The 18138-nt window shown below is 62.0% G+C and carries 13 protein-coding genes; 10 read left to right on the top strand and 3 right to left on the bottom strand.

The window, feature by feature from the left end; genetic code table 11:
* Positions 1 to 239 precede the first annotated feature (239 nt).
* The 7 genes from DVU_RS05995 (at position 240) to DVU_RS05965 (ending at position 9919) form a co-directional block, all read left to right on the top strand.
* Positions 240 to 1961 carry a GspE/PulE family protein gene (locus DVU_RS05995; protein WP_010938568.1) on the top strand — a complete coding sequence of 574 codons (1722 nt, stop codon included), beginning with the start codon at positions 240 to 242 and terminating at the stop codon, positions 1959 to 1961.
* Between the two features lie 3 nt (positions 1962 to 1964).
* Positions 1965 to 3191, top strand: coding sequence for a type II secretion system F family protein (locus DVU_RS05990; protein WP_010938567.1), 1227 nt, complete (start codon positions 1965 to 1967; stop codon positions 3189 to 3191).
* Between the two features lie 112 nt (positions 3192 to 3303).
* Positions 3304 to 3729, top strand: coding sequence for a type II secretion system protein (locus DVU_RS16965; RefSeq protein WP_014524338.1), 426 nt, complete (start codon positions 3304 to 3306; stop codon positions 3727 to 3729).
* Positions 3730 to 3796: 67 nt separating this feature from the next.
* A complete protein-coding gene (locus DVU_RS05980; protein WP_010938566.1) occupies positions 3797 to 5077 on the top strand; it encodes a type IV pilus twitching motility protein PilT in 1281 nt (426 codons plus the stop codon).
* A gap of 144 nt (positions 5078 to 5221) precedes the next feature.
* The gene (locus DVU_RS05975; RefSeq protein WP_014524337.1) at positions 5222 to 5791 is read left to right on the top strand and encodes a pilus assembly FimT family protein; all 570 of its coding nucleotides are present in this window, start codon (positions 5222 to 5224) and stop codon (positions 5789 to 5791) included.
* Positions 5792 to 5883: 92 nt separating this feature from the next.
* Positions 5884 to 6471 carry a type II secretion system protein gene (locus DVU_RS05970; protein WP_223294579.1) on the top strand — a complete coding sequence of 196 codons (588 nt, stop codon included), beginning with the start codon at positions 5884 to 5886 and terminating at the stop codon, positions 6469 to 6471.
* Between the two features lie 10 nt (positions 6472 to 6481).
* Entirely contained in the window at positions 6482 to 9919 is a 3438-nt protein-coding gene (locus tag DVU_RS05965) for a type II secretion system protein (protein ID WP_010938562.1), read from the top strand.
* Between the two features lie 450 nt (positions 9920 to 10369).
* Here the strand turns inward: DVU_RS05965 and DVU_RS05960 are convergent, their stop codons facing one another.
* Entirely contained in the window at positions 10370 to 11119 is a 750-nt protein-coding gene (locus tag DVU_RS05960; protein ID WP_010938561.1) for a DUF4124 domain-containing protein, read from the bottom strand.
* 10 nt (positions 11120 to 11129) lie between these two features.
* On the opposite strand from DVU_RS05960, the gene DVU_RS05955 reads away from it, so the two are divergent.
* The gene (locus DVU_RS05955; protein WP_010938560.1) at positions 11130 to 11891 is read left to right on the top strand and encodes a lytic transglycosylase domain-containing protein; all 762 of its coding nucleotides are present in this window, start codon (positions 11130 to 11132) and stop codon (positions 11889 to 11891) included.
* Between the two features lie 307 nt (positions 11892 to 12198).
* On the opposite strand, the gene DVU_RS05950 is transcribed toward DVU_RS05955, so the two are convergent.
* Positions 12199 to 13002: a prepilin peptidase gene (locus DVU_RS05950; protein ID WP_010938559.1), complete on the bottom strand. Its 804-nt coding sequence runs from the start codon at positions 13000 to 13002 to the stop codon at positions 12199 to 12201.
* 175 nt (positions 13003 to 13177) lie between these two features.
* Here DVU_RS05950 and DVU_RS05945 point away from each other — a divergent pair, with 175 nt between their 5' ends.
* On the top strand, positions 13178 to 14287 hold the full coding sequence (locus DVU_RS05945; protein ID WP_010938558.1) for a type IV pilus twitching motility protein PilT: 1110 nt from the start codon (positions 13178 to 13180) through the stop codon (positions 14285 to 14287).
* A 110-nt stretch (positions 14288 to 14397) separates the two neighbouring features.
* A complete protein-coding gene (locus tag DVU_RS05940; protein ID WP_014524335.1) occupies positions 14398 to 16056 on the top strand; it encodes an AAA family ATPase in 1659 nt (552 codons plus the stop codon).
* A 313-nt stretch (positions 16057 to 16369) separates the two neighbouring features.
* Here the strand turns inward: DVU_RS05940 and DVU_RS05935 are convergent, their stop codons facing one another.
* Positions 16370 to 17653: an OmpP1/FadL family transporter gene (locus DVU_RS05935; RefSeq protein ID WP_010938556.1), complete on the bottom strand. Its 1284-nt coding sequence runs from the start codon at positions 17651 to 17653 to the stop codon at positions 16370 to 16372.
* Positions 17654 to 18138 lie beyond the last annotated feature (485 nt).

Raw genomic sequence — 18138 nt, 5'->3', positions numbered from 1 at the left:
CCGGTGCCCAGGCTGATGCAGAAGCTTGGGACACTCGACCGGGCGACGGGGCAGACGACCCCGTCAGCGATGCGCCCGGGCGGTGAGACAACGCGACGGGCCGGACGGCGCACCGGCTAGGCATCGGGCTAGGCGACAGAAAACAACGATACGGTACCGTAAGGCGGGGGCGCCACACCGCCCCGTCACAAGCCCCAAGGGGCGCGTGCCACGGCACAACAAGACAAGGCAGGCAAGCAGTGCGTAAGCGAGTGAGGTTGGGAGAACTGCTGGTAGAAGCCGGCATCATAAGCGACGAGCAGCTCAAGGTGGCCCTGCGCGACCACAAGAAGAGCGGGCTCAGGCTTGGCCAGTTCCTCATCAAGACGGGCGTGTGCCGCGAGGGCGACGTCGTCGCCACCGTGAGTCGCCAGCTGCGTATCGACCGCTACTCCCCGCAGGACTTTCCGCTGAGTCTCAACATGGCGGAACGCCTGCCGCTTGAGACGGCGCAGAAGTGCAACGCCGTACCGCTGCAACAGCACGGGCATGTGCTTGTGGTGGCGATGACCGACCCGCTGGACATCGACGCCTGCGACACCATCGAATTCGCCACCAACAGCGAAGTCGAGCCTGTCATCTGCACAGAGCAGGAATTCAACCAGCTGTTCAGCGCCGTCTACGGCATGTTCACCAATCTCGACGGTGTGATAGAGAGCCTCGGCGACCTGCACACCGCCACCGCAGCCAAGACCGAGACCGAAGACCGCGACGTGGCCCTCGAAGAACTCGCCAGTCAGGCAGACCTCGCCCCCGTGGTGCGGCTGGTCAACTCCATTCTGGCACAGGCGGTGCGCGAGGGCGCCAGCGACGTGCACATCAGCCCCGAGAAAGACTCCAGACAGGTGCGCTTCCGCATCGACGGCAAGCTGCGCGAAGCCCCCGCCCCGCCCAAGAACGTGGCCCCCGCCATGGTCTCGCGCCTGAAGATTCTGGGCAACATGGACATCGCCGTCACCCGCGTGCCGCAAGACGGTCGCTTCACCATGAATCTCGACAACCGCGAAATCAACGTGCGCGTGTCCAGCATTCCCACCATCTACGGTGAGAACATGGTCTTGCGTCTTCTCGACATGAGCGGACGCGACTACACCCTCGACCAGCTGGGCATGGAACAGACCGACCACACCGTCATCAAGCGGGTCATCCACAAGCCCTACGGCATGATACTCTCCACCGGCCCCACGGGCAGCGGCAAATCCACCAGCCTGTACGCCATCCTCAAGAGCATCAACACGCCGGAAATCAACATCATCACCCTTGAAGACCCGGTGGAATACCGCATCGGCGGCATCCGTCAGGTGCAACTCAACCGCAAGGCGGGCATGACCTTCGCCAGCGGTCTGCGTTCCATCCTGCGTCAGGACCCCGACGTGGTGATGGTGGGTGAGATACGTGACGCCGAAACCGCCTCTATCGCGGTACAGGCGGCCCTCACCGGTCACCTTGTGCTCTCCACCCTGCACACCAACGACGCGGCGGGTGCGGTCACACGCCTCATCGACATGGGTATCGAACCGTTTCTCGTCTCATCGGTCATGCTCGCCTCGTTCGCGCAACGTCTGGTGCGCCGCGTGTGCCCCAACTGCGCCGAACCCTATGACCCGCCCCATGCCGCGCTGGCTGCCTTCGGCATCGACCCCGCAGAGGGGCACGACGGCAGGTCGCGCTTCCTCAAGGGGCGCGGCTGCTTCCATTGCGCCCACACGGGCTACCGCGGGCGTACGGGGCTGTTCGAGATTCTGCCCATGGTGCCAGAGATACAGGAACTTGTGGTACGCCGTTCGTCCACGCAGGTCATCGCCAACACCGCCATCGAAGCGGGGCTGATGCGTACCCTCGTGCAGGACGCCGCCCTCAAGGTACGGGCTGGCATCACCACCGTCGAAGAGGCGGCGACCGCCGTCATGTTGCAGGGGTAGCCCATGGCAAGCTTCAGCTATACCGCCCGCAACGAGAACGGGGTGAAGATGGAAGGCGTCATCGACGCCGAAAGCACCGAAGCGGCGCGTGCCATCCTGTTCAGCCGGGGCTATGTACCGCTGGAGGTGAAGGCGGGCGCGGGCGGCGGCTTTTCGCTGGGGCTGGGTGCACTGGCGGATGCGCTTTCACCCATTCCCCCCAAGGAACTCATTCTCTTCACCAAGCAGTTTCGCACGCTCTTTCAGGCGGGCATTCCCATCACCCAGTTGTTGCAGGTGTTGCAGAATCAGACCGAACACAAGCGGTTGAAAGCCATCGCCGCCGAGATGTCGCAAGCCATCATGGGTGGCGCCACACTGTACGACGCATTCCGCGCCCACCCCAAGGTGTTCAGTGAACTCTATTGTTCCATGATGCGGGCGGGCGAAGCCTCTGGCGCACTGGGCGAGGTGATGGACCGCCTCGTCTACCTGCTGGAACATGAGCACAAGATACGTTCAGACATCAAGTCCGCCCTGCGTTACCCCAAGATGGTCATGGGTGCGCTGGCAGTGGCATTCTTCGTATTGCTCAACCTCGTCATTCCCAAATTCGTGCTCATCTTCTCGCAAGCCAGAATCACCCTTCCGTGGCCCACCAAGATAGCCATCGGTATGCATTATGTTTTTTCTACCTACTGGTATGTGGTGCTGGCGGTGGTGGTGGCGGGCACCGTCGCCTACAAGTACTGGGTACGCACCGAAGACGGCAGGTACTGGCGCGACAGACTCGTGCTGCGACTGCCGGGGGTGGGTCCCGTCATCCAGAAGTCGGTCATGGCGCGTTTCGCCTCCATCTTCGCCATCTTGCAATCCAGCGGCGTTTCAGTGCTGGATGCGCTGGACGTACTGAACAACACCATCGGCAACGCAGCCATCGCCCGCGAATTCACCCGCATTCAAGACCAGTTGCGTGAAGGCAGGGGCATTGCCGAACCTTTGCGCACCGCCCGCTTCTTCACCCCTCTGGTGGTGAACATGGTCGCCATCGGGGAGGAATCGGGCAGTCTCGACGCCATGCTCAATGACGTGGCACGACACTACGACGAAGAAGTGGAATACGCCGTGGCGGGCATGGCGGAAGCCATCGGTCCTGTGCTCATCGTCGCCCTCGCGGCGGTGGTGGGCTTCTTCGCCCTCGCCATCTTCATGCCCATGTGGGACCTCACGCAGATGGCTGGCAAGCGCTAGGATGAACGAATGGGAGTATCGCCGGTGTGCCCGCGCACCCGGTGTCAGTGGAGGGGGGTGCGGCACTGCCGTAACCGAACAAACGACACAACAACCGATTCAGGAGAAGACCATGAAGAGATTGCATGAACAGCGGAAGGGGCAGAAGGGTTTCACCCTCATCGAAATCATCGCCGTGCTCGTTATTCTTGGCATTCTGGCTGCAGTGGCAGTACCTAGGTATTTCCAGCTTCAAACTAACGCTGCGCAGCGTGCAGCTGATGCGACAGCAGCGGAACTCCAAGCCCGAATCAACCAGCTTTTTGCTCGTGAACTTATTACTGCAAACGGTGTCTGCGCTACCGCTCTTGCAGGCATGGACACTCGTGAAGCCGCACTCTGGGAAGGAGCTGCAGGCACCCTCAGTGGCTGGACGACCAACCCAACAGCCTTCAACTTTGCGACGGACGCGGGTGACACAATCGACGTGGCCTTTACGAACGCTGATGTCAGTGCAACCCCTCTGACAGCACAAGTAACCCTTCCGTCTTGCCCGTAGTATAAAGCCCCGGCGGCGGCACCCCGGTGCCGCCGCCTCCCCCTCCCCACCCGAAGCGAGGTGCGCCATGCTTCAGCGATTCTCCACCATCATCCAGCAGGCTGTCGCCTATGGCTGGTCCGACCTGCACATGACAGGCAACCACCCGGTGGTGTACCGCAAAGACGGCGACATCGGCATGTTGCCCGATGTCACCTTCACAACCGCGCAACTTGACGACCTCGCCCGGCTTCTGCTCACACCCTACCGCCGCGACATCCTGCGCCGCCGCTGGTCGGTCGACTTCGCCCACTCGGTGGCGGGCATACGGGTGCGCCTGAACATCTTCAACACCACGCGGGGTCTCAGCCTTGCGGTGCGCCTTCTGGCGGGGCACATCCCCAGCCTTGCCCACCTCAACCTGCACCCCTCTCTCGAAGAATTCACCCGGTTGCGGTCGGGGCTTATTCTGGTCTGCGGTGCCACCGGCAGCGGCAAGACAACCACCATGGCTGCCATGCTGGACGAGATAAACCGTACCCGCCCCGCCCACATCATCACGCTGGAAGACCCCATCGAATACCGCTTCGCCTCCAAGAAGTCGTTCGTCGAACAGCGTGAATTGGGCAGACATTTTCCCTCGTTCGAACGCGGGCTGCTTGACGTGCTGCGCGAAGACCCCGACGTGGTGCTGGTGGGCGAGTTGCGCGAGGCAGAGACCATCCGCCTTGCCCTCAGTGCCGCCGAATCGGGACACCTCATCATCGCCTCGCTGCACTCGTCATCGCCCGAAGAAGCCCTCTACCGGCTGTGCAACGCCTTCCCCCTCGAGGCACAAGACCTTGTGCGGCATCAGCTTTCGTCTTCGCTCAACGCCATCGTCGTACAGCAGTTGCAGATGCACCCCACGGCGCGCTTCCGTGTGCCCGTGCTTTCCATCCTTGTGGGTAACAACCCGGTGCGGATGCTCGTGCGCGAAGGCAAGTTCGCCCAACTCACCAGCCTCATGGAGATGGGCAGGGGTGACGGCATGTTCACCGCCGACGCCTACCGAACAGAATTCCTCGAGCGGCAGCAACGGCTTTCGGCACCTTCCAACGTGTTTCGCCCCGCGCCTGAAGAGGCGGGCGGCGAAGACTATGAGAGCCCCCTCGTCGACCACGGTCTGGGTCTGACCCACTATGCGGCTGAACAGGCACGCCACGCCCGCCCTGTGCGGTTCATGAATGACAGCGGCATGAACGGCATGGACGACGTCATGCCTGCCCATGCCCTGCCGCCCCTTGCCTCTGACGAGTACGACGGGTACGTCACCGTCACCGACGACATGCCGCTTGAGGATGTCGTGCGGCAATTCAACCAGAAATAAGAGGCGCCCCCACGCCCACGGCGGCGCAGGCTTGAACATGGCACGTCAGTACGTCCCGCACCACGAAGGCGTCATACGTCCCGGCATCACACAAGCCCCGTGCGCACGCCTCGCAGATGGGCACCGCCCCATACAGGTCGCAGCATGAACAGCATACGCCCCGAAAACACGCCGTGCGCTCCCGGAAGGGCTTCGCCCCCTTCCGCCATCGCCAGCAGCACACGCCGCCCCTCGAGGGCCGATCATGCCTCGCGTCAGCGAGGCTTTACGCTCGTCGAGATCATCGCCGTACTTGTCATCATGGCTGTGATAACGGCTGTCGCCGCCGAACGCATGTTCGACCAGCGCGCGGGCGAGGTGGGTGCCATCGCCGCCAGTGTTCGCAACAACATCCGCTATGCGCGCACCCGTTCCATGAACAGTGACGAAGTGTTCGGGGTACGCATCATCTCCGGCACGACCTATGCGGTCTTTCGCGGTGGCAACGTCAACACCCGCGTGACCATGCCCGGTGAAGCGGGCGGCACCATCACACTGCCACAGGGTGCCACCTTCACCACCGCCGCCACCACCATCTCCTTTGACGAATGGGGACGTCCGTGTTCCGATGCGTCAGGAACCACCCTGCGTACAGCCAATGTCACCGTGACGGTGGGTTTTCAGGGTGCCACGGAGAACATCGTCATCGTCCGCAATACGGGGTTCATGCGATGAAACGTCAGCCCTGCCGCCATTTACCATACCCAGTCTCGCGCCATGGGGCACGCCATACTCCGGGGTATTCTTCGCATTGCGCGACACGCCATATGGCAGGCCACGCGGAGTGCCAGACGTTGTGCCAGCCTGCTGCCCCTACCGCCCATTCCGCAACCTCTGCCGTATGTTCTGCCTTCAACCATGCAGCACCGGCACCACCGCCTGCAGACAGCATCGCCCAATCCACTCGCCCTGCCGCCTTCACGTCCGCGTCTTCCCGTCATGCCCAGGGCGGCTTCACACTCATTGAAATCATCGTCACCATCATCCTTGCCGCCATCATGTCCACCATGCTGCTCACCATGACAGGTACCGCACTGCGCGGCAGCGCCGAAAGCCTTGTGCGTTCTGACGCACAGTCGCGCCTCACCGATGCCATCGAGTCCATGACCGCGGACTACCGCAACCTGTGGGCCACCGAAGAGAACCCCATCGGCATCATCAGCGGGCGTATCGGTGCTGCGGGCAGCACGGTGAGTACCACCTATGGAACCTATACCGTGGTGGTGAATCGGCGCATCCGTTTCGTGAACACAGGCACCAACGCCTTTGCCGAACAAGCCGACGCCAACGGCGACATGCTGCGCGTGACCATCGAAGTGAACGGCCAGCAGGCCACCACATTGTTCTCGCGCTAGGAGACGAACCATGAAGGCCAAGGGCTTCACACTCATAGAGACCGTGGCGGTACTGCTCATCGTCGGAGTCATCGCTGCCGTGGCAGGTGTGGGCATCGTCAGCGGCGTGCGCGGCTTCGTGCAGGCACGCGAAGCCGGTGCGATGGCCATGGAGGCACAACTTGCGCTCGACCGCATCACCCGCGAAGTGATTGAATTGGTCGCCGTCCCCGCAGACAGCAGCGCCACCCGTCTTGTGGTGCGTAACGTGGGGGCGGGCGGCGCGGGGCAATTCGACAGGTCGATAGAATATGTTGCCAACGCCCGCGAGATTCGCATCGCCAACGGCGCACAGGGCGCACAGAATGGTGACACGCTCATCGACAACGTCACGGCCTTCAGCCTCAACTATTGGCAGGAAGATGTCTCCACGGCCACATGGTCGGCTGGTACAGACCCGCGACTCCTCTCCGGCGTGGACGTGACCTTCACCCTCACCGCGCCCGGCGGCACCACACGCACCTTCAGCAACCGCATCGTACCGCGCAACAACGAGAATCGCGGCGGCGCACTGCCAGAAGCCGTGCCGCCTTCTCTGGAACGCTTCGACATCTGCTTCGTGGCTACCGCTGCCAGCGGTGACACAAGCCACCCGGTGGTGGTGCAGCTACGAGAATTCCGTGACAGGCTTCTGCTCACATGGGGCGGGGGGCGCATGCTGGTACGCGCCTATTACACCGTGGGGCCGCGACTCGCCGACATGCTGCAAGGGCATGATACGGTACGGGCCGCCGTCATGGGCATACTGACGCCCCTTGCCGCGCTGTGCGGCATGGCCGTGCACGCCCCGATAGCCCTTGGTACCCTGTTCATGCTGTCTCTCGTGCTTGGGCACATGCTGGGGGCGGCACTGCACGGCGGCACCCTGCACAGAGAGACCACGCCGTTACAGACGGCTGCCGCCGACAACAACAGCCCCACCACCGCAAGGCATCTCTCCGGCAACGACACCGGCAAGTCTGACGGCACCTGTATTGCGCGCCACGACCCGCCCGCCGCTGACCATGGTCGCAACGGCGGGCGTACGCGCGGTGCTGTGCTCATCAGCGTCATCGTCACCATCGTGGCCTTTTCGGTCATCGGCGCAGCCATGGTGCCCATGATGACGGCTTCGACGCAGAACAGCTATTTCGCCGTGCAGGGCGACCAGGCCTATTATCTCGCGGAGTCGGGCTTCGGGGCGGCGGGCAGCATGTTCCTTGCCGCCGGAGACGAACAGGCCCGCAAGAACCTTCTCCAGACCATGGACGGTTCGACCTATACCTTCGCCAACAATGCAGGGGCATTCCGGCTTGGGATAGAGCCCTACTGGTTCGAGGCGACCAGCAACACCGGAACGCGGCTGGTCACGCGCGTCTACGGCACCGCCCCCACACTGCCCACCAACACCACGGGGCGGCTACGCATCGGCAACGCCGCAGTCTTCTACACCTACAGCAACATTCAGGCATCGGGCAACACGGTCACCTTCACCCTGACGCAGACGCCTTCCCCCCCTATCGATACGGGTGCGGACATCTTCCTGAGTGCCACGCCCACAAGCACATCCGTGGGCAATAACGGAGACCTGACGCTCAACTCGGCACATGCCGCAGCCTTTCCCAACGTGAACGGCATGTTCACCGTCCGCGGCGGGCCCGTCGCCAACAATGGACGCATCGCCTACGTCTACCGGCGCAAGAACGGAAACACCCTTGAAGACGTGCGCCTCGTCGAAGGTCAGGGCGTGACGTGGTCCGACATCTCGCTGTCTTCCGCCTCTGACGTGACCCTTGAATCGTACCTGCGGTTGCACTCCACGGGCATCCCCGCAGGGGGCATGGCGCGCGAGGTCATCTACAACGTGCCCATCGGCTGGATTCTTGGGGGGGGCAGTTTCAGTAAGGAACAGTATCAGGACAATTTCGCAAGCCTCGCCAACTGGTTCACGGGCGATTCCAGTCAAGGCCATCTGGGGACGCACGCCCTGTCCGGGGGGGCGCTACGCGTTACCGGGATGCAGACGGCTGCCACCTCCGGCTTTGGCGGTTTTCTGTCATGGCTTTCGGGTGATAACCAATGGAGTTCGCTGTTCTTCAACTGGGGCAGGACGAACGTCAACCTCGCACGGGGATGGGCCGACACTTACGGCAACTCAAGTTACGACCTCCAGTTCAAGGTCAATGTCAATCAGGATTCGGGCAAGGCTTTCTTCGGTGGCCTCCTCTTCAGAGGACGTAACAGCGGTTCAGACGACCTTGACGGCTACGGGATATCGTTCGTCCGTTTTCGACAGAGGCGTACATGGCTCAATGACAGATGGTACTGGCCCAACGACGTTCCCAGTTCACTCGTACCGGGCTACAACGCCACGCCCAACCCCGATGTGGGCGGCCCCCTTTTCGGCGATAATGAAGACCTGAACCAGATTGTCGATGAGGGATGGTGGATTTTCTATGAAGAGAGCCGCTATTCGTGGCCTGCCATCATGCTCTGGGAACGCAGGAATGGCCAATTTCGCTGGCTTGCCTACAAGAAGCTTGGAAGTTCATCGGGTATTGTCACCTACAGTAAGAATGGCCCCACATACAGACTCGACGCGTGGCCGACCCTGCTGGTGCGCCTTGTCGAAGGACAGGAATTGCAGTTCACCAACGGCGGCGGGTCTGACGGGGCAGGCGGTATACTGCGTATCAACTACGGCGACGAAATCATCACCCAGACAGGCGCCAAGGCACGGGTCATCGGTCAGCCCATCGTCGAAAGCGGCGACTGGACATCCGGCACGGCTTCAGGGCGGCTAGTGCTGACCAACGTGGATACAGGGGCGACGGGGAACTTCAGCAACGGCCAGACCCTGAAAGTCAACAACGTGAGTCACGCGACCATAGGCACCGGCGGACTGGGGGCGAAGACCAACTTCATTCGCGTCTACTACTCAGACGCCGAACGCAACGGCACGGGAGACGCGAACCCCTGCACTCCAGAAGCCCCCGGCGGCAACGGAGGCTTCTCGTCCGCCGACAGGCGCTCTAACCCGCGCCTTGGCGACAATGACAAACTGCGCTGGATACCCGACGACTACGAGCAGTGGAAAGCTGCCACCGACTATTTCTCTCTGGTAGAATGGGATGTCGTGAACACGTCAGGTGGGACGAACTCCGGGAACGCGACGCTGGTGGGTTCCGGGGTGGCGGGCGTTTCAGCCCTTAACGAGTACATCAACGGTTCGCAACGCACACGAACGATTGTCCGGAGTACCAACCTGCTTTCACCGACCTATGACCCTGACAACCCAGTCTACAGCCCGTCAGAAGGTATCTCCATCGTCACCAGCGGACCGACGGGAACCAACTTCTATTTCGACGACTTCGGGCTGCAACTCGACCTGCGTGGCGGCAAGGGATTTCTGCCCCCCATACAGCAGTGATGGTTACGGCAGGTGGTTTTGTGCAATAGCGGTGGGGTTCAATGGCGGGAATGGCCGGGTGTCGCAGTTTTCATGCTTTGCGGCAGGGAGATAACGACGGTAGGCGCACGGGGCGCAAGAGCTTGCGGATGTGAGAGCAACACATGCCGACGGCTACAACCCTGCCGTCGAGTCCGCCAGCAGAAGAACACTCGGAAACCCCTGCCAACGCATGAGGCATCGCTCAACACGTCGGGAGGCTGTTGCCGGTCGTTCGTCTGAACTACCGTTTTTTATTGGGGGGTACGATTCCCAGCGGACGTTGCCCTGCCCCCCTGCCCTGTTCAGCCTTGGGCTGGCGTGGTCGGGCATGACCAGACGTAGCCCGGCAGGTGACAGGCAGACAGTCGAAATACGTCATGCAGCCGTCGTCAGACGTCAGACGAACGTAAGACGCACAACTGGCATCCGTCACTCGCTGGCAGGGGTGAGCGACCGCATCTGCTCCTGCACTTCATCGATGCGCTTTTCCACGTCGCTTTGGCGGTAGCGTGCCCGCTGTTTGGCGTAGCCGTCGCCTTTGCTGCGCGCCCGGCGTTCTTGCAGGTCGTAGGCGGCCTTTTCCTTCTCAAGCGCATCGAGGCGGGTACGCAGTTCATTGAGACGCGCTTCGTCGGCTGCGGAAGGGGCACGCGCGGGGGCTTCGGTGCCCGCAACCGGACTACCGGGCATGACGTCACCCGGCGCAGCCATGCCGGGCAGATTGCCATCTCTGGCTTGCTCCTGTGCCGATTGCAAGGCACTCCGCACAAGGTCGTCGGCAACCGAGGCAGGCACAAGCCCCTTGGCGGCATCGCCTGCCCCACCGGCACTGCCTGAAGGGGCATTGCCAGCCCCCCCGCCCGGATTCTGGCCCGAAAGCAGACCGGGCAGAATGCCAGCGGCCCCCGGACCACCGCCCCAGACGCTTCCCGATGCCCCTCCCGGGGCGGCTGACGCAGCAGGTGCCGGGGCAGCCTCGCGGGCAGGCGCAGGATTGGCGGTGAGTTCCTTCACGCCACTCTTCTGTTCAGGCGGAGGCGTGTCGGTGATGTGACGCACTCCCGCCTCGTCCGTCCACATGTAGACCTTGCCCGAAACGGCCGGACGCGCGAAGATGACCAGCCCCGCGAGGGCAAGGACCGCCACTCCGGTCAGGGAAACATAATTGCGACGACTCACGGGAACCTCCATGCTGCCTTTCACGACCAACGAACATCTCCACGTGCCACGTTGCTGCACCGTCTTATACTACGCCGTAACCCTCCGGCTGCGAAGCCTTTTACGCCGCTTCAGGCAGCGCAGCGCTACCGGCCGGCAGCCCCTGCCCGCGCTGACTGCCGCTTTCATCCTGCTTGCAAGCACACTGCCCATCCTACCGGAAGAGACAGGACGGAGGGGAGACTCCGGACGGGCGGGCATCGCCTTCGCGGGTGAAGAGCGCGTCACCATCTATAAATACGTCGACGAACATGGTGTCGTCCACCTCACCAACAGGCCATGCGGCGACGGACGGTATCGCGTGTTCGGGCGTTTTCGCGTCCACGACCTCGTGCGCACCGTGGGCACCCGGGGCATTCACAGCCTTGCCGACAAGTACGGCAAACGCCATGGACTCGACCCCAACCTCGTCGAGGCGGTCATCGCCGTGGAATCGAACTACGACCCCACCGCCGTGTCATCCGCCGGGGCGCAGGGACTCATGCAAATCATGCCCGGTACGCAGAAGGACCTTGGGGTGGAGGCACCCTTCGACCCCGACGCCAACGTCGAGGGTGGCGTGCGCTATCTGAAGTCGCTCATGCAGCGCTTTGGCGATACGCGCCTCGCTCTCGCCGCCTATAACGCCGGACCCGAAAGAGTGGCACGTTGCGGAGGCATTCCCGCCATTCCGGAGACACAGAACTATGTCACCAAGGTCATGGCGACCTACGAACGCCTGAGTCGCCGCTGAAGGCCACGCGGCATCGACAATAGCGTGAGAGAATGCACAGGCTGGCGCTGGCAGGTGAGCCGCATCAGTGGACACACACCAGTGTCATCACCCTCGTCACAGCAAGCTCCCCACGCCACGCAGCCAGACCGCCGTAGTGCAGCCCCCATCCGGCAGGCTACCGCAGGGGAAGGGCATCGGAAAGCCACCGGGCGTGGTCGCAGGGTATGTTCGCGGCACCCGACATCCCCGGTCACCTGACGGACGGTTGCGACGACACGCCAGTGTGCCCTGCACAAGGGGAAATCCATCCACCCATCAGAAGGCGCTAGAAGGGCCGTCCGGTGACAAGGGCTATCCACCAGTGGATGATGTCCGGGCCATAGAGCATGTGCATCACCGCACCAAGACTGAGGAAGGGCCCGAACGGAATCTGCACCTCTCGCGCGTCCGTTCCCTTCTCGCGTCGGGCGAGAAACCACAGACTCGCCCCCAGCGCGGCACAGCCCGCGATGATGGTAACGAGAGGTAACGCCGACGCGCCGCACAGCCCGCCGATGAGCAGCATGAGCTTCACGTCCCCGAGGCCCATGCCTTCGACACCGCGCAGTTTGCGGAACAGCCAAGCCACCAGCCAGAAGCCGCCGCCGCCTACGACAGCCCCGGCAAGGCTCGCCTGCCACGGCAGGTCGAGTAGCAGGATGGCGGCGGGCGGGGCGAGAACGGCACCGCCCAGCGTGATGGGGTCGGGCAGGATGAAGAGTTCGAAGTCGATGAACGAAGCCACCAGCAGTGCACTGCCAAAGACATAGTACACGGCAAAAGGCCATGTGAGACCGTAGCGGTGCATCAGAAGAAAGGCCAGCAGACCCGATGCAAGTTCGACAACGGGGTAGCGCACACTGATGTGACTGCCGCAATGACGGCACTTTCCGCGCAGGAAAAGATAACTGAATACAGGCACGAGGTCTGGTATGCCAAGACGCGTCTCGCACTTGGGACACCGTGAAGGAGGCCATACTATGGATTCGCCCGCGATATACCGATGGATGCAGACATTATAGAAGCTGCCGAACACGAGACCGAACACAAGAGCGAACCACGGCAATAGTTCAGGGGGTAGCTGGTGCATGGGGGAACCTCGTTCGCGGATGCGTCGCCTGTAACGTGGCACGACACCTTTGACTATTATTATATGGGGGTTGCTAATTTCTGCCGCTCGCATACCATCAGCCGCGGAAGGCTCTCGTGCGTCGGCCCCGAACCATACGGCGCATGGCCAGCTTCGACAACCACAAGGACATCCTATGCCCGCCATCGACAGGTTCTTCGAAATACTGCATCAGCGTCACGGGTCCGACCTGCACCTCTCGGTGGGGTGCGTTCCCATGTTGCGGGTACATGGCAGGCTTGAAAGGCTCGACCACCCGCCCCTCACAGACGACATGATGCGCGCCCTGCTGCACGAAATCACACCGCCCGCGAAACTGGCACTCTTCGAAGAATGCGGCGATGTGGACTTCAGCCATGCCGTCCCCGGCATCGCCCGCTACCGCGCCAACCTCTTCCGGCAGGAACGCGGCGTTGGCGCGGCCTTTCGCGAAATTCCGCAGCACATCCTCTCAGTCGATGAACTTGGGCTGCCACCGCTGCTTCAGGAACTCGCCATGCTCCCCAAGGGGCTTGTCCTGCTCACGGGGCCGACCGGCAGCGGCAAGTCGACGACGCTTGCGGCGATGATCGACTACGCCAACAGCCACCGCCGCGACCATATCATCACTATCGAAGACCCTATCGAATTCGTGCACACGCCACGCGGCTGCCTCATCAACCAGCGAGAAGTGGGGCGCGACACGCGCAGCTTCGCTGCCGCCCTCCGCGGTGCGTTACGCGAAGACCCCGACATCATCCTCGTTGGCGAAATGCGCGACCTCGAAACCATCACGCTCGCGCTTGAAGCCGCAGAGACCGGGCATCTCGTGCTCTCGACCGTGCACACCATCTCGGCCGCGAAGACCATCGACCGCATCGTGGAGGTCTTTCCCTCCGACACGCAGGCGCAGATACGGACAAGCCTCTCCGAGACGCTTCAGGCGGTCATCTCACAGGTGCTCTTGCGACGCACCGACAAACCGGGACGTGTGGCGGCACTGGAAATCATGCTGGGTGTTCCCGCCGTGCGCAACCTTATCCGCGAGAGCAAGACCTTCCAGATTCCGAGTTTCCTCCAGACGAGCAAGGCACAAGGGATGCAGACCCTCGACGACGACATCATGCGCCTTCTGTCACAGGGGGTCATCAGCGCGCGCGATGCCGCGACCCATGCCATGGACAAGCAGCGGTTCGCCGCTTTTGCTCAGCGTGAGACGGCAACCCAGCAACGTCCATTGAGCCTACAGGATGACGACGACTACTGATCCTCCGGATGGATGAAGATCGATATCAGCTGCGATGCGGGCTCTCCCCGCCTTGCGCCTGGACCCGCCCCGTTCACGCCACGAACCGGAATACGCCACGAGAGACGTCCATGCAGTACCTTGAAATGCTCGGCCTCGCGCAGGAACCCTTCTCGACTTCGCCCGACCCGCTGGCTTACTACCGCGCGCCGGAACATGAACACTGCCTGCACAGGCTCGAGGTCTCCATACGCCTGAAGCGCGGGCTCAATGTGGTCATCGGCGATGTGGGGACAGGCAAGAGCACACTTTCACGATGCCTGTTGCGGGCACTGGACGGGCAGGAAGACATCATTCCCCATCTCATCCTCGACCCCGGATTCGAATCGGCGGATGAGTTCGCACGGTACATATGCAGGTTGCTGGCGGATGGCCCCGTGCCCGACACCCTCCCCAGACGCGACTGCATCGAAGCCATCCAGAACGCGCTGTTCAGCCTTGCCGTGGAACGCGGGCGTATCGTGCTGCTCTGCATCGATGAAGGGCAGAAGCTGGCACCCGACTGCCTCGAAGTGCTGCGCGAGTTGCTCAACTACGAGACCAACACCGAGAAGCTGTTGCAGATCGTCATCTTCGGGCAACGCGAACTTGAAGAGGTCATCGACGGGCTGCCCAACTTCAAGGACCGCATCAACGAGTACCTCGTGCTGCGCCCTCTCGACAGACGGGAGACCATCCGACTTGTGCGGCACCGTCTGCGACTGGCAGGCGGCCCCGCCGGAGAACGGCTGTTCACCCTTGGTGCGCTGCTGGCGGTGCACAGGGCCACACGCGGTTATCCGCGACGCATCATGCGCCTTTGTCACCAGCTGGTGATGACGTTGCTCATCACCAACAAGCCGCGCATCACCGCCCGTAGCGTGCGCGACTTCCTGCAACGCGACAAGGCCCTTGGACCAAAACGTACGCCGTATCTTCGCTTGATTGGTGCGACAGGCGTCGCGGCGGCCCTCGTCGCACTCTTCGTGATGCGCCCCGCGCAGGTCGAACAGACGCTCACGACGATGACAGGACCGGTGTTCTCGAACATACGGGCGACGTTGGCCCCCCATCCGGCGCTGTCAGGCACGACAGGCCTCACTGAGGGACAGCACCAAGCCCTTCCGAACGATGCAGCCCCCTTTGTCCCGAAGAGCGAACAGAATGGACGGAACACGCCACAGGAGGCACGGGGCATGGCCTCCGACCAGCCTGTGGCATCGATCGAGTCAGGGACGAATGGTATCGACGGACTTGAGACAGCCACGTCGGCATCGTCGGTAACGCCCCCCGAAAGGTTGGGGGCGCTCGTCCTGCCACGGGGCGAGACCATGTTGCGTCTGCTGGAGACTGTCTATGGCCGGGCTGGCGGCGTACTCGACAAGGTTCTCGAAGCCAACCCCGGCATCACCAACCCGAACATGCTGCCCACAGGAACCATCCTCACCCTGCCCGCCTTGCCGCTCACACGTGGAGAGGCCGTGAACGGACTGAGTCTTGCCGTGCTCTCCAGACACGATTCCCTTGAAACTGCGTATGCCACCTACAGAAGCACTGCGAACAGACAGGACTTGATGGTCGTTCCGGTCTGGATGCCCCGGAACGGCCTCACATTCATGGTCGCGCTCGAAAAACGCGACGCCACAGAAAAGGATGTCCGGACCATGACCCGTAGCGGGAAACGAGATGCCGCCCCGTTCCTCCTGCGCAATCTCCCCCCAGAGACGATCATCTATCGACGCATTCCCTGACGCGACAGTCCCGGGAGAGACCACGGGACAGAGGTCACCATCACAGGCGTAACGACCGAACCCACGCGATCATTGCATCCCCGCTACGGCAGGTTGCCCCATATCAAACACCGGTGCAGAACGCCGACACAGTCCCGCACTCCGGCTTGGCGCCCCCTGCGGGGACGGGCCCCTGTCGGAGAGCAGCACGCCCTGCCAGAGAATCCAGTGAAAAAGGGCCGGAGCACGCAGCCCCGACCCTCACTTGGTGGAGGAATTCCGCCAACCGGCTTTCGGCAGATTGTGCCCGGCCGGTTGATGGACCTACGAAAGGCTAGAAGGTGTATCCCACCGAGAGGCCGAGTACATGCGTCCGGCCACCCTTGGAATTGCCCTCGAAGATGCCCTCCGATGTGCGTTGCGAGTACTCGACTTCGCTGGCGACGATGTAGGTGTACGAGAGGTCGACGGTGTAGCTATCCCAGTGGAAGCCCACACCGGTGCTGTACAGTTGCCTGTCCTGCGTGGGGATGAGGTAGTCCACATGGTCGTCATCGACGGGCGACACGTCATAGACGTAGCCAACACGCAGGTCCATCCAGTCGGTGGCCTTGTATTCCACGCCCACGTTGTAGCGCCAAGCGTCGTTCCACTCCTTCTCGCTGTTCACCATCGCTCCAGCTCCGTTATAGAACGGCGCGGAATGGTAGATGGGCAGGTTGTCATAGAGACTCCAGCGCGTGAGTGTGGCACCGGCTTCGATGCTCCACTCCGGAGTGGGATAGTAGACGACGCCGAAGGAAATCATGTCAGGAAGGATGACCACACCATTCACATCGCAATCGGCATAGACACCCTGCAACGGTCCAGCAGGGACATTGCTGAAGTCATTGGTGCCGCGCGCCTTGTGCTTCACCTGACTCTTGTAGCTCACGCCCGCGGCCCACTGGTCGTTGAGGCGATAATGCAGGCCCGCCGTAAGGCCAACCCCGTAGCTGTCGGCCTCAAGGTCTGAATCGATGTCTCCGGCAGGATTGTTCCCGGGAGCGTTGTTGGCCTTGCCGGTAGGATTGATCTTCTTCTTCATGTCCAGCTTCAGCCCCATCACCTCGACACCGATGGCTGCCGACAGGTCGTCGGTGAGCTTGAAGGCGAGGTTGGGGTTGAACGACACGGTCTGGATGCCGACATTATAGATATTGTAGCGCCCGCCCCAGCTTGAGTCGTCATACTCCGAACCAAGGCCGAAACGGGTGTATATGCCCATACCCAGCCACATGTTGTCGCTGAGTTGCGTGGTCATGTAACCGTGCGGAGGAACCCATATGTTGAAGGCGCCCTCGCCTTCGTAGCTTCTAGCGCCATGATTGATTTCGACTGTGCTGCTGGGGATGATGGCGCTGAAACCGCCCATCACATGGGTACCCTCAAGCTGTGTGATGCCCGCCGGGTTGAACGCCACGGCCGAAGGGTCGTCAGCACGACCGACCATGGAACCACCCAGCGCGTTGCCACGCGCCCCCCACTCATAGAGTGCAAAGCCCTCGGCGGACGCCGAACCCGTAAAGGCCGCAAGCAGAAGGCCAGCGGCAAGAAGAAGTGTACAAAGTCGCTTCATGTTCCGTTTCCCCTAGGTTGTAGTACGCACCGGACACACGCCAAGAGAGGCTCTTGTTCCCTCGATCAAGAACCTTATTCCCTGGCGATAGCCGGGTACGCTCCAGCGGCCTGCATCGGTACGCCCCTCGTGGCCTAAGCCAGCGTAACGACAAAAGCCGTTCCAGTGCCTGATGGGTTCGGATATATGAAACCGCACATGAAGGCAACAGCACACCCTACGAGAGCAAAGCTGTTATAATGGTATGTATCGCGAAGCGGCAGCCACCTCCCGCACCCCGATCCTGTTTTTACATATTTGATACAGCACAGGCCGCAGGAGTGAGCGCGCCCACGGGTTGACTACCGGTCGAATCCGCGACATTGAGCGGCACTACCACAACCCATTGATTTTATGGTGCGCCTGCACCCCGGCGAAACACCATTATACATTTTTGGAAACGATATTGCCACGCAACGGCCAATCCTTCATTACAATAGTGTCAA

It is taken from the genome of Nitratidesulfovibrio vulgaris str. Hildenborough (genome assembly GCF_000195755.1).
GTDB lineage: Bacteria > Desulfobacterota > Desulfovibrionia > Desulfovibrionales > Desulfovibrionaceae > Nitratidesulfovibrio > Nitratidesulfovibrio vulgaris.
This window is presented reverse-complemented; position numbering and strand designations above follow the sequence as displayed.

Excerpts from the sequence above, each read along its gene's own strand:
- DVU_RS05990 (WP_010938567.1), top strand. The coding sequence starts at position 1,965 with ATGGCAAGCTTCAGCTATACCGCCCGCAACGAGAACGGGGTGAAGATG.
- DVU_RS16965 (WP_014524338.1), top strand. The coding sequence starts at position 3,304 with ATGAAGAGATTGCATGAACAGCGGAAGGGGCAGAAGGGTTTCACCCTC.
- DVU_RS05980 (WP_010938566.1), top strand. The coding sequence starts at position 3,797 with ATGCTTCAGCGATTCTCCACCATCATCCAGCAGGCTGTCGCCTATGGC.
- DVU_RS05975 (WP_014524337.1), top strand. The coding sequence starts at position 5,222 with ATGAACAGCATACGCCCCGAAAACACGCCGTGCGCTCCCGGAAGGGCT.
- DVU_RS05970 (WP_223294579.1), top strand. The coding sequence starts at position 5,884 with ATGGCAGGCCACGCGGAGTGCCAGACGTTGTGCCAGCCTGCTGCCCCT.
- DVU_RS05965 (WP_010938562.1), top strand. The coding sequence starts at position 6,482 with ATGAAGGCCAAGGGCTTCACACTCATAGAGACCGTGGCGGTACTGCTC.
- DVU_RS05955 (WP_010938560.1), top strand. The coding sequence starts at position 11,130 with ATGCTGCCTTTCACGACCAACGAACATCTCCACGTGCCACGTTGCTGC.
- DVU_RS05950 (WP_010938559.1), bottom strand. The coding sequence starts at position 13,002 with ATGCACCAGCTACCCCCTGAACTATTGCCGTGGTTCGCTCTTGTGTTC.
- DVU_RS05945 (WP_010938558.1), top strand. The coding sequence starts at position 13,178 with ATGCCCGCCATCGACAGGTTCTTCGAAATACTGCATCAGCGTCACGGG.
- DVU_RS05940 (WP_014524335.1), top strand. The coding sequence starts at position 14,398 with ATGCAGTACCTTGAAATGCTCGGCCTCGCGCAGGAACCCTTCTCGACT.
- DVU_RS05935 (WP_010938556.1), bottom strand. The coding sequence starts at position 17,653 with ATGAAGCGACTTTGTACACTTCTTCTTGCCGCTGGCCTTCTGCTTGCG.